Source organism: Streptomyces sp. NPDC048106, assembly GCF_040706415.1.
In the GTDB taxonomy this organism is placed as follows: domain Bacteria; phylum Actinomycetota; class Actinomycetes; order Streptomycetales; family Streptomycetaceae; genus Streptomyces.
Genome location: NZ_JBEZND010000013.1, coordinates 1 through 25,990, shown reverse-complemented (window position 1 = coordinate 25,990; position 25,990 = coordinate 1). Strand labels below are relative to the sequence as shown.

At 70.7% G+C, this 25,990-nt stretch carries 24 protein-coding genes and 1 pseudogene; 10 read left to right on the top strand and 15 right to left on the bottom strand.

Annotated elements, in window-relative coordinates:
* Positions 1-230 precede the first annotated feature (230 nt).
* Both AB0927_RS15840 and AB0927_RS15835 read left to right on the top strand, forming a co-directional pair.
* Positions 231-935: a transglycosylase SLT domain-containing protein gene (locus AB0927_RS15840; RefSeq protein WP_366668154.1), complete on the top strand. Its 705-nt coding sequence runs from the start codon at positions 231-233 to the stop codon at positions 933-935.
* 141 nt (positions 936-1,076) lie between these two features.
* A complete protein-coding gene (locus AB0927_RS15835) occupies positions 1,077-2,468 on the top strand; it encodes an AI-2E family transporter (RefSeq protein WP_366668153.1) in 1,392 nt (463 codons plus the stop codon).
* Between the two features lie 27 nt (positions 2,469-2,495).
* On the opposite strand, the gene AB0927_RS15830 is transcribed toward AB0927_RS15835, so the two are convergent.
* Entirely contained in the window at positions 2,496-3,029 is a 534-nt protein-coding gene (locus AB0927_RS15830) for an alkyl hydroperoxide reductase (RefSeq protein WP_366668152.1), read from the bottom strand.
* A 3-nt stretch (positions 3,030-3,032) separates the two neighbouring features.
* Positions 3,033-3,587, bottom strand: a complete 555-nt coding sequence (locus tag AB0927_RS15825) for a peroxiredoxin (RefSeq protein ID WP_366668151.1) — start codon at positions 3,585-3,587, stop codon at positions 3,033-3,035.
* Between the two features lie 133 nt (positions 3,588-3,720).
* Here AB0927_RS15825 and AB0927_RS15820 point away from each other — a divergent pair, with 133 nt between their 5' ends.
* Together AB0927_RS15820 and AB0927_RS15815 are read left to right on the top strand one after the other, a co-directional pair.
* Positions 3,721-4,725, top strand: a complete 1,005-nt coding sequence (locus AB0927_RS15820; RefSeq protein WP_366668150.1) for a LysR substrate-binding domain-containing protein — start codon at positions 3,721-3,723, stop codon at positions 4,723-4,725.
* Between the two features lie 184 nt (positions 4,726-4,909).
* Positions 4,910-7,273: a transglycosylase domain-containing protein gene (locus tag AB0927_RS15815; RefSeq protein WP_366668149.1), complete on the top strand. Its 2,364-nt coding sequence runs from the start codon at positions 4,910-4,912 to the stop codon at positions 7,271-7,273.
* 56 nt (positions 7,274-7,329) lie between these two features.
* Here the strand turns inward: AB0927_RS15815 and AB0927_RS15810 are convergent, their stop codons facing one another.
* The 4 genes from AB0927_RS15810 to AB0927_RS15795 form a co-directional block, all read right to left on the bottom strand.
* Entirely contained in the window at positions 7,330-9,423 is a 2,094-nt protein-coding gene (locus tag AB0927_RS15810; RefSeq protein WP_366668148.1) for a SpoIIE family protein phosphatase, read from the bottom strand.
* A 295-nt stretch (positions 9,424-9,718) separates the two neighbouring features.
* On the bottom strand, positions 9,719-10,408 hold the full coding sequence (locus tag AB0927_RS15805; protein WP_366668147.1) for a DUF402 domain-containing protein: 690 nt from the start codon (positions 10,406-10,408) through the stop codon (positions 9,719-9,721).
* Between the two features lie 94 nt (positions 10,409-10,502).
* Positions 10,503-11,888: a class II fumarate hydratase gene (locus AB0927_RS15800; protein WP_366668146.1), complete on the bottom strand. Its 1,386-nt coding sequence runs from the start codon at positions 11,886-11,888 to the stop codon at positions 10,503-10,505.
* A gap of 119 nt (positions 11,889-12,007) precedes the next feature.
* Positions 12,008-13,678 carry a fumarate hydratase gene (locus AB0927_RS15795; protein WP_366668145.1) on the bottom strand — a complete coding sequence of 557 codons (1,671 nt, stop codon included), beginning with the start codon at positions 13,676-13,678 and terminating at the stop codon, positions 12,008-12,010.
* A 156-nt stretch (positions 13,679-13,834) separates the two neighbouring features.
* Between AB0927_RS15795 and AB0927_RS15790 the strand changes: the two genes are divergently transcribed.
* Both AB0927_RS15790 and AB0927_RS15785 read left to right on the top strand, forming a co-directional pair.
* Positions 13,835-14,533, top strand: a complete 699-nt coding sequence (locus AB0927_RS15790; RefSeq protein ID WP_366668144.1) for a DUF1707 domain-containing protein — start codon at positions 13,835-13,837, stop codon at positions 14,531-14,533.
* Between the two features lie 119 nt (positions 14,534-14,652).
* Positions 14,653-15,030 carry a WhiB family transcriptional regulator gene (locus AB0927_RS15785; RefSeq protein WP_366668143.1) on the top strand — a complete coding sequence of 126 codons (378 nt, stop codon included), beginning with the start codon at positions 14,653-14,655 and terminating at the stop codon, positions 15,028-15,030.
* A gap of 74 nt (positions 15,031-15,104) precedes the next feature.
* Here the strand turns inward: AB0927_RS15785 and glpX are convergent, their stop codons facing one another.
* Positions 15,105-16,139 (bottom strand): class II fructose-bisphosphatase, encoded by a 1,035-nt coding sequence (gene glpX, locus AB0927_RS15780; RefSeq protein ID WP_366668142.1) that lies wholly within the window; start codon positions 16,137-16,139, stop codon positions 15,105-15,107.
* A 125-nt stretch (positions 16,140-16,264) separates the two neighbouring features.
* On the opposite strand from glpX, the gene AB0927_RS15775 reads away from it, so the two are divergent.
* Positions 16,265-16,807: a DUF4245 domain-containing protein gene (locus tag AB0927_RS15775; RefSeq protein ID WP_366668141.1), complete on the top strand. Its 543-nt coding sequence runs from the start codon at positions 16,265-16,267 to the stop codon at positions 16,805-16,807.
* 101 nt (positions 16,808-16,908) lie between these two features.
* On the opposite strand, the gene AB0927_RS15770 is transcribed toward AB0927_RS15775, so the two are convergent.
* From AB0927_RS15770 to xseA, 3 genes are all read right to left on the bottom strand, one after another.
* Complete coding sequence (locus AB0927_RS15770; RefSeq protein ID WP_366668140.1) at positions 16,909-17,499, bottom strand: malonic semialdehyde reductase; 591 nt, start codon at positions 17,497-17,499, stop codon at positions 16,909-16,911.
* A gap of 132 nt (positions 17,500-17,631) precedes the next feature.
* Positions 17,632-17,868 (bottom strand): exodeoxyribonuclease VII small subunit, encoded by a 237-nt coding sequence (locus AB0927_RS15765; RefSeq protein WP_366668139.1) that lies wholly within the window; start codon positions 17,866-17,868, stop codon positions 17,632-17,634.
* Complete coding sequence (gene xseA / locus AB0927_RS15760) at positions 17,865-19,073, bottom strand: exodeoxyribonuclease VII large subunit (RefSeq protein ID WP_366668138.1); 1,209 nt, start codon at positions 19,071-19,073, stop codon at positions 17,865-17,867. Before xseA ends, AB0927_RS15765 begins: the two co-directional genes overlap by 4 nt.
* 92 nt (positions 19,074-19,165) lie before the next feature.
* Here xseA and AB0927_RS15755 point away from each other — a divergent pair, with 92 nt between their 5' ends.
* Positions 19,166-20,173: a 4-hydroxy-3-methylbut-2-enyl diphosphate reductase gene (locus AB0927_RS15755; RefSeq protein WP_366668137.1), complete on the top strand. Its 1,008-nt coding sequence runs from the start codon at positions 19,166-19,168 to the stop codon at positions 20,171-20,173.
* Positions 20,174-20,222: 49 nt separating this feature from the next.
* Complete coding sequence (gene ppgK / locus AB0927_RS15750) at positions 20,223-20,969, top strand: polyphosphate--glucose phosphotransferase (RefSeq protein WP_366668136.1); 747 nt, start codon at positions 20,223-20,225, stop codon at positions 20,967-20,969.
* 55 nt (positions 20,970-21,024) lie between these two features.
* On the opposite strand, the gene AB0927_RS15745 is transcribed toward ppgK, so the two are convergent.
* Entirely contained in the window at positions 21,025-21,564 is a 540-nt protein-coding gene (locus tag AB0927_RS15745) for a DUF6542 domain-containing protein (protein ID WP_366668135.1), read from the bottom strand.
* Between the two features lie 189 nt (positions 21,565-21,753).
* On the opposite strand from AB0927_RS15745, the gene ychF reads away from it, so the two are divergent.
* A complete protein-coding gene (ychF, locus tag AB0927_RS15740) occupies positions 21,754-22,842 on the top strand; it encodes a redox-regulated ATPase YchF (RefSeq protein WP_366668134.1) in 1,089 nt (362 codons plus the stop codon).
* 206 nt (positions 22,843-23,048) lie between these two features.
* Here the strand turns inward: ychF and AB0927_RS15735 are convergent.
* From AB0927_RS15735 to AB0927_RS15720, 4 genes and pseudogenes are all read right to left on the bottom strand, one after another.
* Positions 23,049-23,369, bottom strand: a pseudogene (locus AB0927_RS15735) (hypothetical protein); the annotation flags it as partial.
* A gap of 239 nt (positions 23,370-23,608) precedes the next feature.
* A complete protein-coding gene (locus tag AB0927_RS15730) occupies positions 23,609-24,241 on the bottom strand; it encodes a DUF6000 family protein (RefSeq protein WP_366668133.1) in 633 nt (210 codons plus the stop codon).
* A 3-nt stretch (positions 24,242-24,244) separates the two neighbouring features.
* Positions 24,245-24,976 (bottom strand): HEAT repeat domain-containing protein, encoded by a 732-nt coding sequence (locus tag AB0927_RS15725; protein ID WP_366668132.1) that lies wholly within the window; start codon positions 24,974-24,976, stop codon positions 24,245-24,247.
* The gene (locus tag AB0927_RS15720) at positions 24,973-25,359 is read right to left on the bottom strand and encodes a CPCC family cysteine-rich protein (RefSeq protein WP_366668131.1); all 387 of its coding nucleotides are present in this window, start codon (positions 25,357-25,359) and stop codon (positions 24,973-24,975) included. Before AB0927_RS15720 ends, AB0927_RS15725 begins: the two co-directional genes overlap by 4 nt.
* Between the last annotated feature and the right edge of the window lie 631 nt (positions 25,360-25,990).

Here is a 25,990-nt window from a genome sequence, read left to right as displayed (position 1 = left end):
GCGGCAGAGTCTCAGTCCTGTCAGGCCCCGCATACGACACACTTGTACCCCCAGCGGTGCAGAACAACGGAAGAAATCAACTTCATAGAGTTCGTCGTATGCCGCCCGCGCACCACGCGGCGCTCCCCGTAAGGGGGGTTGCCCACCGGGCCCGCGCCTCCCGTGACCCCGCAGTTGGGAGGCCAGTGCCAGGGGCACGATTGCGTCCGCCAGGGTCACCGAAGCGGGCGATGCTGGAAGGAAACCGTGTGAGCCGGATTTCGGTCCGGGGATTCGCAGTGGCCTCGGCCACCGCGGTCACCGCCGTCGGAAGCGTCGTCGGAGTTGCCTCGGGCAGCGTCGCGCAGAACAACGACGCCGAGCCGACGGCAGCAGCCGACACCACGCTCCTCGCGGACATACCCACGGGTCAGCAGGCCCAGGTCCAGTCCGCGACCCTGACGCAGCAGGCCGATTCACAGGCCATCGCCGCGGACGCGAGCGCCAAGAAGGACGCCGAGGAAGCGGCCCGCAAGGCCGCCGCCGAGACCGCGATCGCGAAGAAGGCAGCCGCCGAGAAGGCGGCCGAGGAGGCCAAGCAGCGCGCGGAGACCAAGGCCGCTGCCAGCCGCAGCGACGCCACCTTCGCCGTGCAGTCCTCGTACACGGTCGCGCAGATCCAGGCCATGGCCCGCCAGATCGTGCCGGCCGGTCAGTACCAGTGTTTCAGCAACATCGTGAACCACGAGTCGAGCTGGAACTACCGCGCGGTCAACCCCTCCTCGGGCGCCTACGGCCTCGTCCAGGCCCTGCCCGGCGGCAAGATGGCCTCCGCGGGTGCCGACTGGCAGACCAACCCGGCCACGCAGATCAAGTGGGGCCTGAGCTACATGAACCAGCGCTACGGCAGCCCCTGCGACGCCTGGACCTACTGGCAGGCCAACGGCAACTACTGAGTTCCGGCCCGCCACGCTCAACCTCGCGCAGCCCCTTCCCGTCCTCTGGGAAGGGGCTTTCGCCCTGTACGGTCGTAACCGCACGACTTCCCGGGGGGAGTGGTGGCGAGCACGCGGGGACGCGGGGGAAGAGGACGGATCATGTCGCGAGTGCCAGAGTGGCTCGGCAGGCTGGGCGCCGGTCTCACCGAGATGAGCGAACGGCTGGACGCCCGCGAGGCGGAGGTGGCGCAGGAGAGCACCGCGCCCGCGCCCGAACCGGCCCGCCCGGAACCGGTCGTGGCCGACAGCGCGGCCGAGACCGTGGCCGAGACCAGGGCCGGCGCCGCGGTCGACGAGGTGACCGACGCCGTCGCCGACGCGGTGCCGCACGCCCGTCGTCCCGTGGCGGCGCCCGCTCCCCGTCCCGATCCGGCCCAGGCCGTGCCCTGGGGAGTGCGCGTCGCGGCCGAGGCCGGCTGGCGGCTGCTCGTGCTCGCGGGCACCGTCTGGGTGCTGATGCGGGTCATCAGCGCCATCCAACTGGTGGTGTTCGCCTTCGTCATCGCCCTGCTGATCACCGCGCTGCTCCAGCCGACGGTCGCCCGGCTCACCCGCCGCGGGGTGCCGCGCGGCCCGGCCACGGCGCTCACCGCGATCAGCGGCTTCGTGGTGATCGGGCTGATGGGCTGGTTCGTGACCTGGCAGGTCATGGAGAACATCGACACACTCTCCACCCAGATCCAGTCAGGCATCGACGATCTGCGCAACTGGCTGCTGAAGAGCCCCTTCCACGTCACCGACAAGCAGATCAACCAGATAGCCAAGAACCTGCGCGAGGCGATCGGCGCCAACGCCGACCAGATAACTTCGGCGGGCCTGGAGGGCGTTCAGGTCATCGTGGAGGCCCTGACCGGCATCCTGCTGGTGTTCTTCTCGACGCTCTTCCTGCTCTACGACGGCAAGCGCATCTGGCAGTGGTTCCTGAAACTGGTGCCCTCCGCCGCCCGTGAGGGCGTGGCCGGCGCCGGCCCGCGCGCCTGGCGCACCCTGACCGCCTACGTCCGCGGCACCGTGCTGGTCGCCCTGATCGACGCGACCTTCATCGGCATCGGGATCTACTTCCTCGATGTGCCGATGGCGGTCCCGCTGGCCGTCTTCATCTTCCTGTTCTCCTTCATCCCGCTGGTCGGCGCGGTCGCCTCCGGCGCGCTCGCGGTGATCGTGGCCCTGGTGACCCAGGGCGTGTTCACCGCCGTCATGACCCTGGCCGTGGTGCTCGCCGTCCAGCAGATCGAGGGGCATGTGCTCCAGCCCTTCATCCTGGGCCGGGCGGTGCGGGTGCACCCCCTCGCGGTGGTGCTGACCGTGGCGGCCGGCGGCATGGTGGCCGGCATCGGCGGCGCGGTGGTCGCCGTACCGCTGGTGGCGGTGGCGAACACGGTGGTGGGCTATCTGCGGCAGTACTCCGAGGAGTCGCACCGGCCGTCCACCGCTTCCCCGCACACGGAGGAGCCGGCGGCGCACGCGGAAGACCCCGCCCACCAGGGGTGAGCGGGGTCCTCGGGAAGCGGCGTCGGCCTACTCGGCCAGCACGGCCTCGGCCTCCAGGGTGGCGCCGACCGCCTGCACGACGGCAGCGATCTTGAAGGCCTCCTGGATGGTGTCGCGCTCCATGCCGGCCTTGCGCAGCACCTGCTCGTGCGAGTCCAGGCACATGCCGCAGCCGTTGATCGCGGAGACCGCGAACGACCACAGCTCGAAGTCGACCTTCTCCACGCCCGGGTTGCCGATGACGTTCATCCGCAGGCCGGCGCGCAGGGTGCCGTACTCGTGGTCGGACAGCAGGTGCCGGGTGCGGTAGAAGACGTTGTTCATCGCCATGATGGCGGCCGCGGACTTGGCCGCGGTGTACGCCTCCGGCGACAGGTTCGCCTTCGCCTCCGGCTCCAGCTCACGCAGCACGATCGGGGAGCGGGAGGCGATCGCGGTCGCGAGCACCGTGCCCCACAGCTGCTGGGCCGGCAGGTCGGAGTTGCCGATGACCGAGCCCAGGTTGAGCTTGAGGTCCTTGGCGTAGTCCGGGACCAGGGACTTCAGGGAGTCGAGCGACATGGGTCACTCACCGGCCAGCAGCGCGACCGGGTCGAGGGTCTCGTCGCCCTTGCTCCAGTTGCACGGGCACAGCTCGTCGGTCTGCAGGGCGTCCAGGACCCGCAGGACCTCCTTGGGGTTACGGCCCACGGAACCGGCGGTCACCATCGTGAACTGGATCTCGTGGTTCGGGTCCACGATGAACACGGCGCGCTGCGCGAAGCCGTCCTCGCCCTCGATGCCCAGGTCACGCATGAGCTCGTGCTTGGAGTCGGCCATCATCGGGAAGGGCAGGTCGGTCAGGTCCGGGTGGTCCTTGCGCCAGGCGTGGTGCACGAACTCGGAGTCACCGGAGAAGCCGAGGATCTGGGCGTCGCGGTCGGCGAACTCGTCGTTCAGCTTGCCGAACGCGGCGATCTCGGTCGGGCAGACGAAGGTGAAGTCCTTCGGCCAGGCGAACACGACCAGCCACTTGCCCTCGTGGGACTTGTGGTTGATCTGCTCGAACTCCTTGCCCTTCTCCAGCGAGACGCAGGCGGTCAGGTCGAACTCGGGGAACTTGTCACCGACAGTGAGCACTTGCTCTCCTTGCAGCGAAGAATCACCCCTTTTGAGGGTGATTCCCATGGGTTGGACTGTCCCGATGTTGGCACAGGGTGCATTGATTAGGGAAATAGCTACACTCGGTCGTGTTGATCGGAGGTATCTATCAGTGGCTATCAGTAACGGAAAGCGCAGGCAGCCGAGCCTCGCGCAGCTACGCGCCTTCGCCGCGGTGGCCGAGCACCTGCACTTCCGGGACGCGGCGGCGGCCATCGGCATGAGCCAGCCCGCCCTGTCCGGCGCGGTCTCGGCGCTGGAGGAGACAGTCGGAGTGACCCTCCTTGAGCGTACGACGCGCAAAGTACTGCTCTCGCCCGCGGGGGAGCGGCTCGCGGTGCGGGCCAAGGCGGTCCTGGACGCCGTCGGCGAGCTGATGGAGGAGGCGGAGGCGGTCCGCGCCCCGTTCACCGGCGCGCTGCGCCTCGGGGTGATCCCGACCGTGGCGCCGTACCTGCTGCCGACCGTGCTGCGGCTCGTCCATGAGCGCTATCCGGACCTCGACCTCCAGGTGCACGAGGAGCAGACCGCGAGCCTCATCGACGGCCTGGGCAACGGCCGCCTGGACCTGCTGCTGCTCGCGGTCCCGCTCGGCGTCCCCGGCATCACCGAACTCCCCCTGTTCGACGAGGACTTCGTGCTCGTCACCCCGCTCGACCACGGGCTCGGCGGCCGTGACGGCATCCCGCGCGAGGCGCTGAAGGAGCTGAACCTGCTCCTTCTGGACGAGGGGCACTGCCTGCGCGACCAGGCCCTCGACATCTGCCGGGAGGCGGGCCGCGGACTGAGGGGGGCGGGGCGAAGCCCCTCGGCTGAGGGCGGTGGTGGGCGACGGGCGGGCGCACCGGTCACCACCACCGCGGCCGGACTGTCCACGCTCGTCCAGCTCGTCGCGGGCGGCCTCGGCTGCACCCTGCTGCCGCGCACCGCGCTCAGGCTGGAGACCACGCGCGGTAGCCAGTTGCTCACCGGCAACTTCGCCGAACCCGCCCCGAGCCGCCGGGTCGCGCTCGCGATGCGCGCGGGAGCGGCACGGGGTGCCGAGTACGAGGAGCTGGCCGGGGCGCTGCGGGAGGCGATGCGGGGGCTGCCGGTGCGGGTCCTCGACGGCGGCTGACGTCCGGGTCGGGCACCCCGCTTCCGGGCGCCGAGGCAACCTTGGGCCCTCCGCAACCGTCGGTTCCCTTGGAGCGGGTGCTGATTCTCACGTCCGTAAAAGAGCGGATCAGTAGCCCTTTGTCGGATAGACGGGTGTTAGCTTTCGGAGCTGACCAACGAGACGGAAGCGGAGCGAAGGACCCATGGGACGAGCGGAAGAGAGACGAGCGCGACAGCGCGGCGGCCACCGCGCGGCGCCCCAGCGTCGCCGCTCGATATCCGAGACCGGCAGCGGATCGGCCGGCCTCGCGCCCGGGGGCGGCCCCCGCAAGAGCCTCATACGCCGGATCTTCTCCTGGAAGAAGATCCTCGGCACGGTCTTCGGCCTGTGCCTGCTGTGCATAGGCGGCTTCGCCGCGGCCTACATGCTGGTGGACATCCCGGCGGGCAACGCGGACGCCGAGTTGCAGAGCAACATCTACAAGTACAGCGACGGCACGATGCTCGCCCGCACCGGCCAGCTCAACCGCGAGAGCGTCGACCTCTCCGAAGTCCCCAAGAAGGTCCAGCTCACCTTCGTCGCGGCGGAGAACAAGAGCTTCTACCACGACTCCGGCGTCGACCTGAGGGGCACCGCCCGCGGTCTGCTCAACACCGTCCGGGGACGCGGCACGCAGGGCGGTTCGACGATCACCCAGCAGTACGTCAAGAACTACTACCTCGACCAGAACCAGACCGTCTCGCGCAAGCTGAAGGAACTGGTCATCTCCCTGAAGCTGGACCGCCAGAAGTCCAAGGAGTACATCCTGGCGGGCTACATCAACACCAGCTACTACGGCCGCGGCGCCTACGGCATCCAGGCCGCGGCGCAGGCGTACTACCGCAAGGACGCGAAGGACCTCACGGTCGAGGAGGGCGCCTACCTCGCCGCGCTGCTCCAGGCGCCGAGCGAGTACGACTGGGCCGCCGCGAGCGACACCGGCAAGAGGCTGGTGACGGCCCGCTGGAACTACGTCCTGGACAACATGGTCAAGCAGCACTGGCTGGACGCGGGCAAGCGCCGGGCGATGACCTTCCCGACGCCGAAGACGCCGAAGGCGGCACCCGGCATGAAGGGCCAGACCGGCTACCTGGTGGACGCGGCCAACGCGACGCTGGAGAAGCAACTGGTCGCCCAGGGCAGCGCCGCCACCCTCGGTGACGCCGAGGCGCTGGTGAAAAAGGGCGGCTGGACCATCACGCTCAACATCGACAAGAAGAAGCAGCGTGAGCTGGAGCAGGCCGTCAAGGAACAGCTCACCAGCAAGCTGGACGCGAAGAAGCGCCCGGTCGACGGCGACGTCCAGCCCGGCGCCGTGTCCGTCGACCCGAAGACGGGCAAGGTCCTCGCCATGTACGGCGGCGCGGACTACTTCAAGCACTACCGGAACAACGCGACCCGCCGCGACTACCAGCCCGCGTCCACCTTCAAGCCGGTGATCCTCGCCGCGGCCCTCCAGCAGGGCTCGGTCACCCAGGACGGCAAGCCGATCAACGCCGACACGGTGTACGACGGCACCAGCGGCCGCCAGGTCGTCGACCACGGCGCCAAGGTCGGCTTCGGCCCGCCGAACGAGGACGACCACGACTACGGGAACATCACCGTCCAGAAGGCCATGAACGACTCCGTGAACTCCGTCTTCGCGCAGATGGGCGTCGACGTGGGCATGGAGAAGGTGATGAGCACGGCCAAGCAGCTCGGCATGGACACCAAGGGCATGCAGGCGGTCCCCGCGCAGACGCTGGGCTCCATGGGCGCGAGCCCGCTGGAGATGGCCGGCATCTACGCGACCCTCGACAACCACGGCAAGAAGGTCACCCCCGCGGTCATCAAGTCGGTCGAGCACAAGGACCGCGAGGTCACGCTCCCGGACCCGATCGGCGACCAGGTGATCAGCAGGGAGGCCGCCGACACGGTCACCTCCGTGCTCACCGGCGTGGTCGACGACGGTACGGCCAGCCAGTCGGTGGCGGACAACCCGGCGCGCCACGGACAGCAGGTCGCCGGCAAGACGGGTACCTCCGACAACAACAAGTCGGCCTGGTTCACCGGCTACACGCCCGGCCTGGTCACCTCGGTCGGCCTGTTCGGCGAGGGCGCCACGTCCCACGCGCAGGTCCCCCTGACGGGCGCCACGGGCCTCATCCCGGGCAGCGGCCGCATCAACGGCGGCGGCTATCCGGCGAAGATCTGGGCCGCCTACACCTTCAACGCGATGGACGGCGTCAGCAAGTTCGACCTGGACACCTCCCAGGGCGCCGCCGTCGAGACGCCGACGCCGACGACCAGCAGCCAGAGCCCGACCCAGTCGCCGTCGCAGTCCCCCTCGGGCACGCCGTCGTCGTCCACCTCCCCGACCGGGTCGCCGAGCCAGACGCCGACCCAGAGCCCGACCCAGTCGCCGACCCAGAGCCCGACGCAGTCGCCGACCACCGAACCCCCGACGGGCGGCCCGACGCAGGACAACCCGCTCCAGCTCGGCGGACCGCAGCAGCAGGGGCGGCAACAGGAGCAGCAGCAGCCGTAGCACGCACACACGGAGGGGGCGCCCGGTACACACCGGGCGCCCCCTCCGCCGTCTCCTCAGCCGCGGTGCAGCTCGAACCACACCACCTTGCCGGTGCTCAGCCGCGTCGCGCCCCAGCGCCGGGCCAGCTTGTTGACCAGGTACAGGCCCCGGCCGCCCTCGTCCGTGGCCCGCGCCTGCCGCAGCCGCGGCAGCTGGGGCACGTCGTCGCCGACCTCGCAGCGCAGCACGTGCGTGCGCAGCAGCCGCAGCGTCACCGGCCGGGACGCGTACCGCACGGCGTTCGTCACGACCTCGCTGACGAGCAGCTCCACCGAGTCGGTCAGCTCCTCCATGTCCCAGCGGGCGAGCGCGCGCCGGGCCAGCCGGCGGGCCTGGCCCGGTGCGGAGTCCTCCGGTTGCAGCGTCCAGTACGCCACATCGCTCGGCGCGATTCCGTCGAAGCGGGCCGCGAGCAGCGCGATGTCGTCGTCCCGGTCACCGGGGCCGAGCATGTCGAGGACCTCGTCGCACAGCGCCTCCAGCGGCGGCGGATGGTCCGGACCGGTCAACTGCGCGGTGGCGGCGAGCCGCTCGCGCAGCTGCTCTATGCCCGTCCACACGTCCCGCAGCCGGGACTCCACCAGGCCGTCGGTGTACAGCAGCAGCGTGGCCCCGGCGGGCGCGTCCAGCTCGACCGCCTCGAAGTCCACCCCGCCGACGCCGATCGGCGCGCCCGGCGGCACCCGCAGCACCTCGGCCCGGCCGCCCAGGTGCAGCAGCACGGGCGGCGGATGGCCGGCGTTGGCGATGGTGATGCGATGCGTGACCGGGTCGTAGACGGCGTACAGACAGGTCGCCATGCGGTCGGTGCCGAGCCGCTGCGCCTGCTCGTCCAGGTGGTGCAGCACCTCCTGCGGCGGCAGATCGAGCCCGGCCAGGGTCTGCGCGGTGGTGCGCAGCTGGCCCATGATCGCCGCCGAGGTCATGGAGTGGCCCATGACATCGCCGACCACCAGCGCCACCCGGCTGCCGGGCAGCGGGATCGCGTCGTACCAGTCGCCGCCCACCCGGGCGGTCTCCGCGGCCGGCAGATACCGCGAGGCGAGCCGCACCCCGGTCGGGCGGGGCAGGGTCTCGGGCAGCATGGTGCGCTGCAACTCGTCGGCGATGTACGCCTCGCGGCCGTACAGCACCGCCTTGTCGATGCCGAGCGCGCTGTGCGTGGCCAGTTGCGCGGCCACCAGCAGGTCGTCCGTCTCGAACGCGAGCCGCTCGGGGCGGCGCAGGAACAGGGCCGCGCCGATCACCCGGCGCCGGCCGCGCAGGGGCGCGAGGATCGCGTGCTGCCCGGACGGTACGAGGGCCTCCGCGCCGTCGCCCAGCAGCTCGGGCAGCGCGGCCCGGGCGGCGGGCGCGTCCGCGAACACCGGGCGCACCCCGCGCAGCACCTCGTTCAGCGCGCCGCCGGGGCGCACCTCGCACAGTTCGGTCGTCAGGGAGGACAGCTCCGCGAGCGCGACCGGCTCGGGCTCCGGCTCGAACGGGCCCGGCAGCAGCACGCCGTCGGTGTCCCGCTCCTCCGGCACGCGGTCGGTGCGGCGCAGCCGCAGCACCACGGGGCCGGTGGGCCGTTCGTCGCCGACCGGCAGCGGGTCGCGCAGATAGACGAGGATGGCGTCCGAGAAGGTCGGCACCGTGGCCCGGCACAGACCCATCACGATCTCGTCCAGGTCGAGGCCGCGGGCGATCCGCCGGGTGGCCGCGCCCACGAACCTGAGCCGGTCGCCGTCGCGCCGCATGGGCATCGGCCGCCCCGGGGGCAGCCCCCGTCCGCTGCGGCGCTCGGGGCCGCCCGGCGTCCGCTCCTGGTCGGCGCCGGGCTGCGGCGGAATGGCCTCCGCGGGGCGCGGGCGGTGGGCCGCGCCGGCGTCCGCGGTGGCGGGCTGGGAGTGCTCCGGGCCGTTGACTGGGGGCTCCTTCCCCTTGCCGTCCATTGGCTGGCCACACGAGGTGGCCGTCCCGGGTCCGGAGGGCGTCCCGTCGGCCCGTGCCTGCACGGGTAAGACGGGGGTGCCGACCGGTTCCGGGGCACGCACAAGCGCCCCGCGGCCGTCCGCGGGGTCCGCGCCCGTCTCGGGGCGCTCGAAGGAGGTGGGCTGCTCCGTCACGCGTGTCGCATCCATCCGTCCGGGGCTGCGCGCCGGGCGCGCAGTTGGTCCCGCAGAAGTCCCGATACCCGCAATACGTGTTCCGGGAACGGATTTCCCGCGTGCCCGGAGGATGTTCCCGTGCCACCGGCGAGGCCTGCGCGGCCGGCGGTGCTGCCCTGATACCCCTCGTTCACGTCCTGCCGCCCCTCGGTGACGATCGGTCAAGCCCAGCGCGTGTCCCGGAAGTTGTCGCTCCGAAGCGCCCTTGCGGAGGACGATCCTACGTTTCTCGCCCTGGGGCGCATCAAGAGTCTCATGGGGACACGTGCGCGGGCGTACGGTCCCAGTCCTCGGGGAGTGACGGTACCGCCCAGGACTCGTCCGGTCGCCACCGCGGCCAGCCTTCCGAGAACGGCGGCCCCCACGCCTGGATCGCGTCGAGTGCCGCCCGCCCGGCCGCGCGGACGCGTCCGGCGGTCTCGGCGGTCATCAGCCCGTCCCGCTGGGCCTGCGCGAACTCGTCCTCGTCGCGCCAGTGCCAGCTGCGGTCCGGGCGTACGTCGATGTCCAGGAAGTGGTCCTCGGAGTCCACCCCGCCCGCCCAACGGGCCAGCGGCTCCTCCAGGTTCACGTACCAGTTCTTGAACCGCCAGCCCGGCTCCCAGAACAGCCACACCGACCACGGCACACCGGGCTGGGCCAGCTTCAGCACGCCGGTGCCGAGCCAGCGGTCCCGCCGTACCGTGCGCGGCTTGGTGTAGCGGGACTCCAGCGGCTCGCGGTGCACCGGCGTGCCGTCGGCCAGGGCCGGCTTCACGCACTCGGTGCCGGGGGCCAGCCACACGGCGAGCAGTTCGGCGTCGTCGCGCACGACGGTGACGGGCCGCACGATGTGGAACCGCGTCCCGCCGTTCTCCCGGTAACGCCACAGGATCTGTTTCCCGGGCGCCCAGTACGCCGCAGGTCCCACCGCCGCTTGCCGCATCGCTCCGTCGTCCGTCATGGGCAGATATTAGGTGCCGGGCGGGACGGGCGCTGCGGCGCGGGTCACGGTTCCCCGGGCGCGGTGCGCGATGGCCGGAAAGCTTCGGCCCGGCTCACGGACGGGTCATCCGCAGCACGTCCAGCGCCTCGTCCAACTGTCGCGTGGTCAGCTCGCCGCGCTCCACGTACCCGTCCTCCAGCACCACCTGACGGATCGTCTTGCGCTGCGCGAGCGCCTTCTTGGCGACCTTCGCGGCCTCCTCGTAGCCGATGTACTTGTTCAGCGGGGTGACGACGGACGGCGACGACTCGGCGTACTCGCGGGCGCGTTCGCGGTCGGCGGTGATGCCGTCGACGGTGCGGTCGGCCAGCAGCCGGGTGACGTTGGCGAGCAGCCGGATCGACTCCAGGACGTTCTTGGCGATGACCGGCAGCATCACGTTCAGCTCGAAGTTGCCGGCGGCGCCCGCGGTGGCGATGGTGGTGTCGTTGCCGACGACCTGGGCGGCGACCATCAGCACCGCCTCCGGCACCACCGGGTTGACCTTGCCCGGCATGATCGAGGAGCCCGGCTGGAGGTCGGGGAGCCGGATCTCGGCCAGCCCGGTGCGCGGACCCGACGCCATCCAGCGCAGATCGTTGGCGATCTTCGTCAGCCCGACGGCGATGGTCCGCAGCTGCCCGCTGGTCTCCACGATGCCGTCCCGGGCGCCCTGCGCCTCGAAGTGGTCGCGGGCCTCGGTCAGCGGCAGCCCGGTGACGCGGGCGACCTCCTCGATGACGGCGGCCGAGAACCCGGGCGGGGTGTTGATGCCGGTGCCCACCGCGGTGCCGCCCAGCGGCAGTTCGGCCAGCCGGGGCAGCGAGGCGCGCAGCCGCTCGGCGCCGTACCGCACCTGGGCCGCGTACCCGCCGAACTCCTGGCCCAGCGTCACGGGCGTGGCGTCCATCAGGTGGGTGCGGCCCGACTTCACCACGTCGGCGAACTCCGCGCTCTTGCGCTCCAGCGCGGCGGCGAGGTGGTCGAGCGCCGGGATCAGGTCGTGGGTGACGGCGGCGGTGGCGGCGATGTGGATGGAGGAGGGGAAGACGTCGTTGGACGACTGGGAGGCGTTGACGTGGTCGTTCGGATGCACCGGGCGTCCGAGCCGCTCGCTCGCCAGGGTCGCGACGACCTCGTTGGTGTTCATGTTGGACGAGGTGCCCGAACCGGTCTGGAAGACGTCGACCGGGAAGTGCTCGTCCCAGTCCCCCCGGGCGACCTCCCCGGCCGCCTCCTGGATCGCCCGCGCGACGTCCTCGTCCAGCACCCCGAGTTCCGCGTTCACCTTCGCCGCGGCCGCCTTGATCCGTGCCAGCGCCTCGATGTGCGCGCGCTCGATCCGCTGCCCCGACACCGGGAAGTTCTCCACGGCCCGCTGCGTCTGCGCCCGCCACTTGGCACCCGCCGGTACCCGGACCTCACCCATGGAGTCGTGCTCGATGCGGTATTCGCTCATACCGGGTAAAGCGAGCGGGGCGGCCGGGTTGTTCCGGGGATTGGGCCGTTGGCCGCGGCCCGGCACCCTTACGGGTCAGGCCGGTCCGCGGACCGCTCGGGGGACACCGCCCCGGAGCACTACGCCAGGCCGGGACCGCGCACCGGGATGGACGTGAACGTCGGCTGCGGGGCCGGGTTCTGGAAGAAGTCGTTGCCCTTGTCGTCCACGACGATGAACGCCGGGAAGTCCTCGACCTCGATCTTCCAGACGGCCTCCATGCCCAGCTCCTCGTACTCCAGGACCTCGACCTTCTTGATGCAGTCCTGGGCGAGCCGGGCCGCGGGACCGCCGATGGAGCCGAGGTAGAAGCCGCCGTGGGCGTCGCACGCGTCGGTGACCTGCTTGCTGCGGTTGCCCTTGGCGAGCATCACCTTGGAGCCGCCGGCCGCCTGGAACTGCTCCACGTAGGAGTCCATCCGGCCGGCCGTGGTCGGGCCGAAGGAACCGGACGCGTACCCCTCGGGCGTCTTGGCAGGACCGGCGTAGTACACCGGGTGGTCCTTCAGGTACTGCGGCATCTCCTCGCCCGCGTCGAGGCGCTCCTTGATCTTGGCGTGCGCGATGTCGCGGGCCACGACCAGCGGACCGGTCAGCGAAAGCCGCGTCTTGACCGGGTACTTGGTCAGCTCGGCGAGGATCGTGTCCATCGGCTGGTTTAGGTCGACCTTGACGACGTCGCCCTCGGCGTCGAGGTGCTCGTCCGTCGTCTCCGGCAGGAACCGGGCCGGGTCCGTCTCCAGCTGCTCCAGGAAGACGCCCTCGGCGGTGATCTTGGCGACGGCCTGGCGGTCGGCGGAGCAGGACACGGCGATGGCGACCGGGCAGGAGGCGCCGTGCCGGGGCAGGCGGACCACGCGCACGTCGTGGCAGAAGTACTTGCCGCCGAACTGCGCGCCGATGCCGATCTTCTGGGTCAGCTCGAAGACCTTCTCCTCCAGCTCCTTGTCCCGGAAACCGTGGCCGAGCGGCGAACCCTCGGCCGGCATGTTGTCCAGGTAGTGCGCGGAGGCGTACTTCGCGGTCTTCAGCGCGAACTCGGCGCTGGTGCCGCCGACGACGATCGCCAGGTGGTACGGCGGGCACGCGGCCGTACCGAGCGAACGGATCTTCTCCTCCAGGAACTTCATCATGGAGGACTCGTTCAGAACGGCCTTGGTCTCCTGGTAGAGGAAGGACTTGTTGGCCGAGCCGCCGCCCTTCGCCATGAACAGGAACTTGTAGGCGCCGCCGTCCGTCGCGTACAGCTCGATCTGCGCGGGCAGGTTGGAGCCGGTGTTCTTCTCCTCCCACATGGTGAGCGGAGCCATCTGCGAGTAGCGCAGGTTCAGCCGGGTGTAGGCGTCGTAGATGCCGTGCGAGAGGTGCTTGTCGTCCTCGCCCTCGGTGAGGACGTTCTGCCCGCGCTTGCCCATCACGATCGCGGTGCCGGTGTCCTGGCACATCGGCAGCACGCCCGCCGCCGCGATGTTCGCGTTCTTCAGCAGGTCCAGCGCGACGAACTTGTCGTTCGCGGACGCCTCGGGGTCGTCGATGATGCGGCGGAGCTGGGCGAGGTGGGCCGGGCGCAGGTAGTGCTGGATGTCGTGGATGGCCTCCTCGGCCAGCTTGCGCAGCGCCTCCGGCTCCACCTTGAGGAACGTCCGCCCGTCGGGCCCCTCGACCGTGGAGACGCCCTCGGACGTCACCAGGCGGTAGGGGGTGGTGTCCTCTCCCTGGGGGAGCAGGTCGGTATACGCGAACTCAGGCATCTCAGCCCATTCCTCACTGTGACGGACGGCGCCCGCCGACGCTGGCGGGCCCCACCAGCGTAGAACCTGCCGGGAAGCGCGAACCTGTGAGGTAAGGCTCAGTCGGGTCGTCCCGACCCCTAGTCGCGATCTATCGCGTTTCGGTACGCTGCTGCCGTGGACCTTCAGAAGCCCGCCCGAACCCAGGACGCCACCCCGAGCGTCTCCGCACTGCGCGCCTCGGACGCCGACCGCGACCGGGTCGCCGACATCCTCCGCGAGGCCCTCGCCGAGGGCCGGCTCACCGCCGACGAGCACGCCGAGCGCGTGGAGGGCGTGCTGAACGCGAAGACGGTCGGCGAACTGGACGTCTTCCTCCAGGACCTGCCCGGCGCCCACCAGCGCCCCTCCGGCGCCGCCTACACCCCCGCCCCGCCGCGCCCCACGGACGAGATACCCGCCGAGTCCGACGCCAACGTGGTGGCGGTCCTGAGCACCGCGGTGCGCCGGGGCCGCTGGCGCGCCGGGCGCCGGCTGCACGCGTACTCGGTCTTCGGCAGCGTCGAGATCGACCTCAGCGAGGCGATCTTCGAGTACCAGCAGGTCGTGATCAAGGCCGTGTCGGTCTTCGGCGACATCCAGATCCGCGTCCCGGAGAACGTGTCGCTGCGCGGCACCGGCGGCGGCGTCCTCGGCAACTTCGAGGTGGCCACGCTGGACTCGGCCGAGACGGACGCGCCGGTCGTCTACGTCGACGGCTGGGCCGTGCTGGGCAACGTGGAGGCGCGGCCCAAGCGCGGCAGGCTCGTCTCGGACATCCTGGAGCGGGTCCAGGACAAGGTCGAGCGGAAGTTGCGCAAACGCCTGGACCGTTGACGGCCGCGAACTCCCCGGCGCACACCCGCCGCCGGGAACGCAGTGCATAGGCGCGCGTACAGCGGGTAGGCCTTGCTGCATCGTCTCTCGCTCGCGAAGCCGTCGTCAGGAGTAGACCCGTGCCGCAACCGCCGCATTCATCCCTGCAGGTAGCTGCCGTACCGGCCCAGCGGGTGCCCGCGCGGGAGAGGGACCAGGAGGCGCCCTGGCACACCGAGGCCGTGTGCCGCCGCGACGAGGCGCGCCTGTTCTTCGCCCCGTCCAAGGAGCCGACGGCCGCCCGGCTGTCGCGCGAGGAGGCGGCCAAGCGCGTCTGCGCCCGCTGTCCGGTCATGGTCGAGTGCCGCGAACACGCCCTCCTCCAGCCCGAGCCCTACGGCGTCTGGGGCGGCCTGACGGCGGCCGAACGCCGGGTGGTGCTGGCCAGGCGCCGCCGCCGCGACCTGGACCTGAAGAAGACGGCCCGCGTGGCGACCCCGGACCGCATAGCCGGGTGACCGCAGGGCCGGCCGGGGAAAAGCGAAGGGCGCCCTCTCCGCACAGAGGGCGCCCGGCCGAGCCGCGGGTGTGACTACTTGGCCCGCTCGAAGTCGATCGCGCTGTAGGCCCGCAGCTTGCTGAGGCGGTGCTCGGAGTCGATCCTGCGCACCGTGCCCGACTTCGACCGCATCACGATCGACTCGGTCAGCGCGGTCTCCGACCGGTACCGCACACCCCGCAGCAGCTCGCCGTCGGTGATGCCCGTGGCCACGAAGAACACGTTCTCCCCGGACACCAGGTCGTCCGTCGTGAGCACCCGGTCGAGGTCGTGCCCGGCGTCGATCGCCCGCTGCCGCTCCTCGTCGTCCTTGGGCCACAGCTTGCCCTGGATCGTGCCGCCCAGGCACTTCACGGCGCAGGCCGAGATGATGCCCTCCGGCGTGCCGCCGATCCCGAGCAGCAGGTCGACGCCCGTGCCCTCGCGCAGCGCGTAGACGGATCCGGCGACATCGCCGTCGGAGATCAGCTTGATGCGTGCGCCGGCCTCCCGGACCTCCTTGATCAGGTCCTGGTGCCGGGGCCGGTCCAGGATGACGACGGTGACGTCCTCCGGCGTGGCCTTCTTCGCCTTGGCGATCCGCCTGATGTTCACGGCGACGGGCGCGTCGATGTCCACGAAGTCCGCGGCCTCGGGGCCGGTGACCAGCTTGTCCATGTAGAACACGGCGGACGGGTCGAACATGGCGCCGCGCTCGGCGGCCGCCAGGACGGCGATCGCGTTCGGCATGCCCTTGGCGGTCAGCGTGGTGCCGTCGATCGGGTCCACCGCGATGTCGACCTCGGGGCCGGTGCCGTCACCGATGTGCTCCCCGTTGAAGAGCATCGGCGCCTCGTCCTTCTCGCCCTCGCCGATGACGACGACGCCGTTCATCGACACGGTGGAGACGAGGGACCGCATGGCACGCACCGCGGCACCGTCGGCGCCGTTCTTGTCGCCGCGCCCCACCCAGCGGCCGGCGGCCATCGCCGCGGCTTCGGTCACCCGGACGAGTTCCAGGGCGAGGTTGCGGTCGGGAGCCTCGGCGGGAACATCCAGTTCGGAGGGCAGATGATGATTTTCGGTCATCGAGCGCACCTTTCTGATACGGCGACGGCCGGTTGAGGGTCTTGGCCATGACTCTATCGCTAGGCAGACAATATGAGCAGGGGCCCCCACGGATGAGCGCCTGAGGCACCTGCGACGATAGGGACGTGGCAGGTTCGAACGGCAAGCAGAAGACGGCCAGGGACATGGTTCTCTCCCTGGTCCTTATCGGCATCGCGGCGGCGGTCGTCTACCTCTTCGCCATTCCGCACGACAATCACGCTCCCGAGCTCAAGCGGGTCGACTACCGGGTCGAACTGCTCACGGCCCGCAGGGCGGCGGGCTATCCGGTGGCGGCGCCCGAGGGCCTGTCCGACGCCTGGAAGGCCACCTCCGTGAGCTACGACGGCGCGAACGGCGACTACTGGCACCTGGGCTTCCAGACCCCTGACGCCCAGTATGTCCAGATCGAGCAGTCGGCGCAGAAGCGCGCCGCCTTCATCGACCAGGCCGGCCAGGGCGCCAAGGCGACCAGGCACACCGAGCGGATCGACGGCCGCACCTGGACCCGCTACACCGGCGGCCGCTACGACGCCCTCGTCCTGGAGGACACGCCCGGCTCGACCACGGTGGTCGCCGGTACGGCGTCCTTCACCGAGCTGACGAAGATGGCGTCGGCGCTGCGGATGGAGAAGACCTCCGCGCCGTAATCCCGTCCCCCGCGCCAAGAAGCACCGAAAGAGGCCCCCGGCATCGCCGAGGGCCTCTTCTCGCCGCTCGGGGCGGCTCGGGTGCTGTCGCGCGGGGCGGCTCAGACGGTCGTGATGACGTCCTCGTACGCGAGACGCGGGGAACGCGGGTACGACGCGTCCGGGCCCGGCTTGCCGATGTTGACGACCATCAGCGGGGTGTGGTCGTCGTCCAGGAACTCCTTGCGGACACCCTCGAAGTCGAACCCGGTCATCGGGCCGGCCGCCAGGCCCGCGGCGCGCACGCCGACGATGAAGTACGCGGCCTGGAGCGCGGCGTTCAGCGTGGCCGAGCTCTCGCGGGCCGGGCGCTCGGCGAAGAAGGCGTCCTTGGCCGCCGGGAACGCCGGGAACAGGGTCGGCAGCTCCTCGTGGAACTCGTTGTCCGCGGAGAGGATCGCGACCAGCGGGGCGGTGGCGGTCTTGGGCTGGTTGCCTTCGGCCATGAGCTTCACCAGGCGCTCGCGGGCCTCGGGGGAGCGGACCAGGGTGACGCGCAGCGGGGTCTGGTTGAAGGCGGTGGGGCCGTACTTGACCAGGTCGTAGATCGCCCGGACCTGCTCCTCGGTCACCGGCTCGTCGGTGAAGGTGTTCGCGGTGCGGGCCTCGCGGAACAGCAGGTCCTGGGCGGCGGGGTCAAGAACGAGAGACATCGTGAACTTCCTGGGGGAGGCGTACGGCCCGCTGGCGGGCCGCGCTGACGGCGTGACCCTACGCCAGTCGAGGTTTAACCTTCAACTAAGCTCGGGGTGCAGTGATCCAGCCCACGGCGCCGGCCGCCGGTGCTACTCGGTCCCCCCGGCCTCCCCGCCGTCCGCCTCGTCCTCGGCGAGCGCCGCGTCCAGGCGGGCGCGCGCGCCCTCCAGCCAGCGCCGGCACACCTTGGCCAGCTCCTCCCCGCGCTCCCACAGCGCCAGGGAGTCCTCGAGAGACGTGCCGCCCGCCTCCAGCCGCCGCACGACCTCGATCAGTTCGTCCCGCGCCTGCTCGTACGAGAGCGTCTCTTCCGCCTTGCTCGTCATTCGCCCACCTTCACCGTGAATTCGCCGTCGGCGACGCGCGCTCGCAGCGCCTCGCCCTCCGTCACCTCGCCCGGATCGCGCACCACGTGCCCGTCGGAGCGCTGCAGCACCGCGTAGCCGCGTCGCAGCGTGGCCGCCGGGGAGAGGGCGACCACACGCGCGTGCGTGTGCGCCAGCTCCGAGTCCGCGCGGTCCAGCAGATGCCCGAGGGTGCGCCGGCTCCGCCCGGTCAGGGAGGCCACGTGGTCCGCCCGCTCGTCGAGCATCCGGTGCGGATCCTCCATCGCGGGCCGCGCCAGCGCGTGGGCCAGACCCCGCTCCTCCCGCTCCAGCAGCGCGCGCGCACAGCGCCGGGCGCGGTCCCGCAGCATCCCCACCCGCTCCAGCTCCTCGCCCACGTCCGGCACGACCTTCTTGGCCGCGTCGGTCGGCGTGGAGGCGCGCAGATCGGCGACGAGGTCGAGGAGCGGGCTGTCCGGCTCGTGCCCGATCGCGGACACGACCGGGGTATGGCACGCAGCCACCGCCCGCACGAGCTGCTCGTCCGAGAACGGCAGCAGATCCTCGACGCTGCCGCCGCCGCGGGCGACGATGATGACGTCCACGCCCTCGATCCCGTCCAGCTCCCGCACCGCCCCCACGACCTGCGGGACGGCGTGCACCCCCTGCACCGGGACGTTGCGCACCTCGAAGCGGACGGCGGGCCAGCGGTGCCGGGCGTTCTCCAGCACGTCCCGCTCCGCGGCGGAGGCGCGGCCGCAGACCAGGCCGATCAGCTGCGGCAGGAACGGCAGCGGCTTCTTGCGCTCCGGCGCGAACAGCCCCTCGGCCGCGAGCGACTTCTTCAGCCGCTCCAGCCGGACCAGCAGATCACCGACACCGACCGGCCTTATCTCCGCGGCGCGCAGGGACAGCTGGCCCCTCGGCGCGTACCACTCGGGCTTGGCCAGCACGAGGACGCGGGCACCCTCGCCGACGACGTCCGCCACGGCGTCGAACACCTGCCGGTAGCAGGTCACACTGACCGAGATGTCGTACGACGGGTCGCGCAGCGTCAGGAACACGACGCCGGCGCCCGGCCGCCGCGACAGCTGCGTGATCTGCCCCTCGACCCACACCGCGCCCAGCCGGTCGATCCATCCCCCGATCAGCCGGGAGACCTCACCGACCGGCAGGGGCGCCTCAGGGGTCGTCTTCAAAGCCATGCGCCGAGCGTAGTGGCCGCCACCGACACAGACGTCGGACCGGCTTCGGGCGGCTGATCCCGGCGCCGTCGTGCGCCCCCTACGATGGACCCATGACCGCTTCGCCTCGCCGCCGTGTCCTGCTCGCCGCCCCCCGAGGCTACTGCGCCGGTGTGGACCGCGCCGTGATCGCCGTCGAGAAGGCCCTGGAACAGTACGGCGCCCCGATCTACGTCCGGCACGAGATCGTCCACAACAAGTACGTCGTGCAGAGCCTGGAGAAGAAGGGCGCCGTCTTCGTCGAGCGCACGGAGGAGGTGCCACCGGGCAACATCGTCATGTTCTCGGCCCACGGCGTCGCCCCCGCCGTCCACGAGGAGGCCGCGCGGGGCCGCCTCGCCACCATCGACGCCACCTGCCCCCTGGTCACCAAGGTCCACAAGGAAGCCGTCCGGTACGCCAACGAGGACTACGACATCCTCCTGATCGGCCACGAGGGCCACGAGGAGGTCATCGGCACCTCCGGCGAGGCCCCCGACCACATCCAGCTGGTCGACGGCCCCGAGGACGTCGCCAAGATCGAGGTCCGCGACCCCGAGCGGGTCGTATGGCTGTCGCAGACCACCCTCTCCGTGGACGAGACCATGGAGACCGTCGACGCCCTGAAGACCAAGTTCCCCGGCCTGGTCTCGCCGCCCAGCGACGACATCTGCTACGCCACGCAGAACCGCCAGGTCGCCGTGAAGCAGATGGGCGCCGAATCCGACCTGGTGATCGTCGTCGGCTCGCGCAACTCCTCCAACTCCAAGCGCCTGGTCGAGGTCGCCAAGCTCGCCGGTGCCCGCGACGCGCACCTGGTGGACTTCGCCGACGAGATCGACGAGGCCTGGCTGGACGGCGTGACCACCGTCGGCGTCACCTCCGGCGCCTCCGTCCCGGACGTGCTGGTCGAGCAGGTCCTGGCCTGGCTCGGGGAGCGCGGTTACACGGACGTGGAGATCGTCAAGACCGCCGAGGAGTCCATCACCTTCTCCCTGCCCAAGGAACTCCGCCGCGACCTGCGCGAAGAGGCGGCGACCCTGGTGGCCGAGCGCGGCGGATCGGGCGCTTCCCAGGCGTGATCGCCGACCGCCGCGCCTGACTGTCAGTGGCCCGTCGTAACGTGGAGCCATGCAGATCTTCGGCGTGGACATCGGCGGATCCGGGATCAAGGGCGCCCCTGTGGACCTGGACAGGGGCGATCTCGCCCAGGAGCGCTGCAAGGTGCTCACCCCGCATCCGGCGACGCCCGACGGCGTGGCCGACGGGGTGAAGCAGGTGATCGACCACTTCGGCTGGACCGGCCCCGTGGGCCTGACCTTCCCCGGAGTGATCACCGGCGGCGCCATGGTGCGTACGGCGGCCAATGTCGACAAGAGCTGGATCGACACCGACGCCCGCGCCCTGTTCGGCGGCAGACTCGGCGGCCTCCCGGTGACGGTGGTCAACGACGCGGACGCGGCGGGCGTCGCCGAGATGCAGTTCGGCGCGGGCCGCGGCCGCCGGGGCACCGTCATCCTGCTCACCTTCGGCACCGGCATCGGCAGCGCCGTCTTCGTGGACGGCGTCCTGGTCCCCAACACCGAGCTGGGCCACCTGGAGCTGGGCGGTCACGACGCCGAGCACAAGGCCTCCAGCAAGGCCAAGGAGGACCACGGGCTGAGCTGGGAGCAGTGGGCGCGCCGCGTCCGCAAGTACCTGGCGCACGTGGAGATGCTGTTCTCGCCGGAGCTGTTCATCATCGGCGGCGGCGTCAGCCGCAAGGCCGACAAGTTCCTGCCCCTGCTGGAGGACATCAAGGCCGAGATCGTCCCCGCGCAGCTCCAGAACAACGCGGGGATCGTGGGGGCGGCGATGAGAGCGGCCCAGCAGTCGTAGCGGACGGGACGCCGGCGGCCGGGGTGAACGTGCCCGCGCGCGGGTGCCCCGGCGCTCAGTTCCGCCGCCTGCGCCGTACCCACCGCACCCGTCGTACGAGCACGATCACCCCGGCCGCCAGCGTCCCCGCGTACAGCCAGCCGGCCTGGGTGGCCAGCCCGGTCAGCAGACCCATCAGACGGCCGAGCAGTCCGTCGTGCCCGTCGGCGACCACGAGCAGCCCGGCCGCGAAGGCGATGGGCACCGCGACGGGCGCGGTCAGCACGTCCCCGGGGCGCACCCACAGCGCGGTCAGCACGCACACGGGCAGGAACAGCACGCCGTACACCGGCAGCGAGCCGTCCAGGAGCAACTGGTCCAGGCAGCCCAGGAGGAACATCGAGGCGACGCAGAACAGTCCGCCGCCGAGCCCGGTGAGCCGGGGGCCCGGCAGCCTCGGGCCCGGCGGCGCCGGCCGGCCCGGCCGCGGCCGTCCTTCGCCCCGCCCCGCCTCCGCGCCGGGCGGGCGACGCCGGGCCTGCGGCGGCAGGTGGGCGTGGGGCGGCCTGCCGCGTCGCCGTCCGTCGTTCGGGGGTCGCGTTCTGTGCTGCTCCATTGGACCAACTTAGGTCTGCTTATGTGCCCAGTCGGTTCCCAGACACGCCGACGGGCGGACCTTGGCCGGGCGGGCGGCGCTCCCGGGGGGCGGGCGCGCGGAACGCCGTAGACTGGTGGATCGGCCAGTGTCCTCCCCGGGCCTGGCAGCCCCCGCTCCTGGCCCCTCTCATCCACGGGAAGTCGCAACGTGTCGCTCACGATCGGAATCGTCGGCCTGCCCAACGTCGGCAAGTCGACCCTGTTCAACGCCCTGACCAAGAACGACGTGCTGGCGGCCAACTACCCGTTCGCCACGATCGAGCCCAACGTCGGCGTGGTCGGCGTCCCGGACGCCCGGCTCGCCCAGCTGGCGTCGATCTTCAAGTCGGAGCGCATCCTTCCGGCCACGGTCGACTTCGTGGACATCGCCGGCATCGTGCGCGGCGCCTCGGAGGGCGAGGGCCTGGGCAACAAGTTCCTCGCGAACATCCGCGAGTCGGACGCGATCTGCCAGGTCATCCGCGCCTTCAAGGACGAGAACGTCGTCCATGTCGACGGCAAGGTCTCGCCCAAGGACGACATCGAGACGATCAACACCGAGCTGATCCTCGCCGACCTGCAGACCATCGAGAAGGTCCTGCCGCGGCTCCAGAAGGAGTCCCGGATCAAGAAGGACGTCGCGCCGAAGGTCAAGGCGGTCGAGGAGGCCAAGGAGATCCTGGAGAAGGGCGACACGCTCTTCGCGCACGGCATCGTCCAGGGCACCGAGCGGGCCGAGCTGCTGCACGACCTGCACCTGCTGACCAGCAAGCCGTTCCTCTACGTCTTCAACGTGGACGAGGACGAGCTGACGGACGAGGAATTCAAGGACGAGCAGCGCTCGCTGGTCGCCCCCGCCGAGGCGATCTTCCTGAACGCCAAGCTGGAGGCCGACCTCGCCGAGCTGGACGAGGACGAGGCCCTCGAACTCCTCCAGTCCGTCGGGCAGAACGAGCCCGGCCTCGCCACCCTCGCCCGCGTCGGCTTCAACACCCTCGGCCTCCAGACCTACCTCACGGCCGGCCCCAAGGAATCCCGCGCCTGGACCATCAAGAAGGGCGCCACCGCCCCCGAGGCCGCCGGTGTCATCCACACCGACTTCCAGAAGGGCTTCATCAAGGCCGAGGTCATCTCCTTCGCCGACCTCGTCGCCTCCGGCTCCGTCGCCGAGGCCCGCGCCAAGGGCAAGGCGCGGATGGAGGGCAAGGACTATGTGATGCAGGACGGGGATGTGGTGGAGTTCCGCTTCAACGTCTGATCCGTTCGGCGAAGGCCGCCTGACCTGCGATGGAGTGGGTTGGGCGGCCTTTGCGGTACGCGCAGAGTCCGCAGCGAGCTGACTTTGGGCAGCGCGCTGGGGTAGCGGCTACGCCGCTTCGTCGACCTGTTGCTTGGCATCGGCGGACTGGTCCGCGTATGCCTTGTCGACGGCGGCCCGGGTCCGCTCCTCGGAGTCGGGCCGTGGCAGCCGTGCACGAGCCGGCCGCCGAGTGCGGCGTGGGCCTTGATGGACTCGATGCGGCGGTGCTCGTTGAACCAGCCGCCGTGGTAGACCTCGTCGAGCATCCCGCCCATGTCGTCGTTCTCATCCACTCCCAGGAGCTGGGACTTGACCAGCTCCCAGTCGGCGACGAGCCACGTGTTCGACTCGAAGCGGAAGAAGTACTCGACCGGGTCGATCGTGATGCGCCGGCCGCCGACCTGAATGCCGGGCAGGCGGCTCCAGCGCGGGTCGAACGCCTCGGGCAGCTCGACCGTGATGGCCGTGGTGTCGATGGTGGTCACCGTGTCTCCGTCTCTGATCGGCCGGGCTCGGGCACACGAATGCCCGAGCCCGGTGTGGACGTACGGTGGAAGGCAGTTGAAGCGGTATACGCGGCTGCCTTCGCGTCGGATTGCCGCGTACTGCGCGGCAGTGAGTCGGATGTCGTACTGCAGCTCAGCGGCTGCCTCTTCATGTGCCGCACTTGCGGCCGGCACATGGCATACGCGGACTTCACGTAGCCGCAGTCAGGCGGCTGCGGCTATGGCCGGGTCCAGCCGTCGGCGAAGTCGCATTGGAGGTCAGTCCAGCGGCGACGCTCGACGGGGCTGTAGGCGGGGTGGTCGCGGAGGTGGGTCAGGGCGTTGACCCACTGGTCCCAGAGGCCGTCGGGCTGGGTGAAGCGGTCGGTGTGGTGTGTGCCGAGGTGGGCGTCGAGGCGGAGGAGGGCGCCGAGGGCTGCGGGCTGGTCGTAGCGGAGGTCGGTGCGGGGGAGGTAATGGTCGAGGTAGGCGGTGAGGATCTCGGCGTCCGCGTGGGTGCCGAAGCGGGCCAGGGCGAAGCAGTAGGCGCTGCCGGAGAAGCAGAACTCGCTGGCCAGGAGCAGGTCGCCGATGCGTTCGCGGAACCGTTCGCGGCGGTCGACGCCGATCAGCCAGGCGGCGGTGAGGCGTGAGCGCCACTCGTAGCCGAGAAGGGCTTCCAGCTCGGCGTCGGTGACCGTGGCCGCGTCGTCGATGAGGCGATGGGCGAAAAGTTCGGCGTGAGGCCACTCGGGTCGCAGGAATCGGCCACTTTCCAGGACGAGGTAACGCGCGTGGCCTGAGTCCTTCCTTGCCGCGTAGCGCTCGATGACGTAGCCGTAGCCGATTTCCTCGGGGTGCTGGGACGGCATCGGTCACCTCTCCGGGTGCAGGTCGGTACGGTCGATCCAGGTGGGGGCGACGAAGATGTTGTCGCCGGCGGGGGCTTCGGAGGCTTCCAGCAGGGACCAGGTGCGGGACTCTTCGATCAGGTGCTCCCAGGGCGCGGTCCAGTCGATTTCCCAGTCCAGGCCGGCGTCGGAGATGCCGTACGTGCGGCCGGCGTCCACCCGCCAGAACTGGGAGTAGAGGATCACCTGGGCGTGGTCGGCCAGGTCGTTGATGATCTCGGTGAAGTGGGTCGAGGGCCAGCCCGGGGCGTTGTCCGCAGCGGTGGCTCGTAGGCGCGCGGTGAGCGGTGGGATGACAGGGGTTCGGGCGCCGAGTTCGGTCAGGGCCCAGCGGATGCCTTCCGGCTCGCTCCAGTCTGGTGGCGTCGCCCGTTCCAGGCAGGCGCGATAGGCGTGGCGCACGGGCTCGACCGCGCCGTCGATCTTCAGGCTCGCCAGGGCCATCGCCGCCCATTCGCGGACGGTCGGGTTGTCGCTGTCCAGTAGGCCGATGAGAGCGGGGCCGCAACGGGGATCGCCCACCTCCTCGAAGACCTCGATGGCGGTCAGCTGACCGAAGCCGCCGAGGGAGGGCAGGCCGTTGACGACGGCGGGTATGGCGTCGGCGCCGATCCAGATCAGCTCCGCGCGGGCGTCGTAGGACTCCTCGGCCCTGCCGTCGAGCTGCTGTACGAGTGTCTCGATGTGGGAGCTCATGACGCGGAGTGGTCCCGACGCCAGAAGGTGGGCAGCCACCAGCAGAGCACCGAGCGGTCGTCGGGCCAGGGGGCGCGGTCCTCGGCTGCCCAATCCTCGAAAGAGTCGCGTGACAGATCGATGGGGCGCCAGGCGGGGTCGAGCGGTTCGTCCTCGGCCGGCGGGCGGACGTACCGGCGGCCGTGCTCGTCGCAGGCGCCGAAGTCCTGGTAGTTGCGCTGGGCCTCGATCAGGGAGACCTTGTTTGCGCCGCCGGCCATGGTTGGCCAGCGGAACTGGACCCGGTCGTCCTCCCAGAAGCAGACGGGGCAGATCTCGTAGTAGCCGGGCATGGCGTCGAGCACGCGGTGCCCGCAGCAGGGGCAGGGGTAGCGGTCGCTCACCTGGGCAGTCTCCTTGCCGGTCCCGCCGGTGCGCCATGGATTTCTCGGCCTCCACCCGCCCGGCCAGTCCGCAGCCAGTCCGCGGGACACTCAGACGCAGGACCAGCCCGCAGGCATTCCGCTTCAACGTCTGACCAGCAGTGTGCGGTGATCAGGGACCGGCTCCTCGGGGCCGGTCCCTGCGTCGGTACCGCCGCTGCCGTGGGCGAAGTTGACACGGGCTTCCCCGATCCGTAATATCCTCCGAGTTGTCCGATGTGAGCACCGGCGCCAGTCGGCCCCGGACAGCCCTTCCGTAAGACCCACAGAAGCTGACGGTGTTTTTGACATGCCGTTCTGCTGGCGTGTGCTTTTGCGGGATGCGGATAAGGAATCCGCGTCCGGAGGTTCGAGCGTGAGTCGCTCGATTAGCGTCCGGAGCACGGAATCCGCTAAGGTCTCACAGGTCCGAACGGCCCAAGGGTCGCAAGGACAACCCGCCTGACTGGGAGTCAAGGCCCCGATCGAAAGCGATCGAGGGTCTGATAAAGTCGGAACCGCCGGAAAGGGAAACGCGGAAGCGGAAACCTGGAAAGCACCGAGGAAATCGGATCGGAAAGATCTGATAGAGTCGGAAACGCAAGAACGAAGG

Coding starts and splice junctions, on each gene's coding strand:
- AB0927_RS15840 (WP_366668154.1), top strand. CDS start 231: ATGCTGGAAGGAAACCGTGTGAGCCGGATTTCGGTCCGGGGATTCGCA.
- AB0927_RS15835 (WP_366668153.1), top strand. CDS start 1,077: ATGTCGCGAGTGCCAGAGTGGCTCGGCAGGCTGGGCGCCGGTCTCACC.
- AB0927_RS15830 (WP_366668152.1), bottom strand. CDS start 3,029: ATGTCGCTCGACTCCCTGAAGTCCCTGGTCCCGGACTACGCCAAGGAC.
- AB0927_RS15815 (WP_366668149.1), top strand. CDS start 4,910: ATGGGACGAGCGGAAGAGAGACGAGCGCGACAGCGCGGCGGCCACCGC.
- AB0927_RS15805 (WP_366668147.1), bottom strand. CDS start 10,408: ATGACGGACGACGGAGCGATGCGGCAAGCGGCGGTGGGACCTGCGGCG.
- AB0927_RS15800 (WP_366668146.1), bottom strand. CDS start 11,888: ATGAGCGAATACCGCATCGAGCACGACTCCATGGGTGAGGTCCGGGTA.
- AB0927_RS15795 (WP_366668145.1), bottom strand. CDS start 13,678: ATGCCTGAGTTCGCGTATACCGACCTGCTCCCCCAGGGAGAGGACACC.
- glpX (WP_366668142.1), bottom strand. CDS start 16,139: ATGACCGAAAATCATCATCTGCCCTCCGAACTGGATGTTCCCGCCGAG.
- AB0927_RS15770 (WP_366668140.1), bottom strand. CDS start 17,499: ATGTCTCTCGTTCTTGACCCCGCCGCCCAGGACCTGCTGTTCCGCGAG.
- AB0927_RS15765 (WP_366668139.1), bottom strand. CDS start 17,868: ATGACGAGCAAGGCGGAAGAGACGCTCTCGTACGAGCAGGCGCGGGAC.
- xseA (WP_366668138.1), bottom strand. CDS start 19,073: ATGGCTTTGAAGACGACCCCTGAGGCGCCCCTGCCGGTCGGTGAGGTC.
- AB0927_RS15755 (WP_366668137.1), top strand. CDS start 19,166: ATGACCGCTTCGCCTCGCCGCCGTGTCCTGCTCGCCGCCCCCCGAGGC.
- ppgK (WP_366668136.1), top strand. CDS start 20,223: ATGCAGATCTTCGGCGTGGACATCGGCGGATCCGGGATCAAGGGCGCC.
- AB0927_RS15745 (WP_366668135.1), bottom strand. CDS start 21,564: ATGGAGCAGCACAGAACGCGACCCCCGAACGACGGACGGCGACGCGGC.
- AB0927_RS15730 (WP_366668133.1), bottom strand. CDS start 24,241: ATGCCGTCCCAGCACCCCGAGGAAATCGGCTACGGCTACGTCATCGAG.
- AB0927_RS15725 (WP_366668132.1), bottom strand. CDS start 24,976: ATGAGCTCCCACATCGAGACACTCGTACAGCAGCTCGACGGCAGGGCC.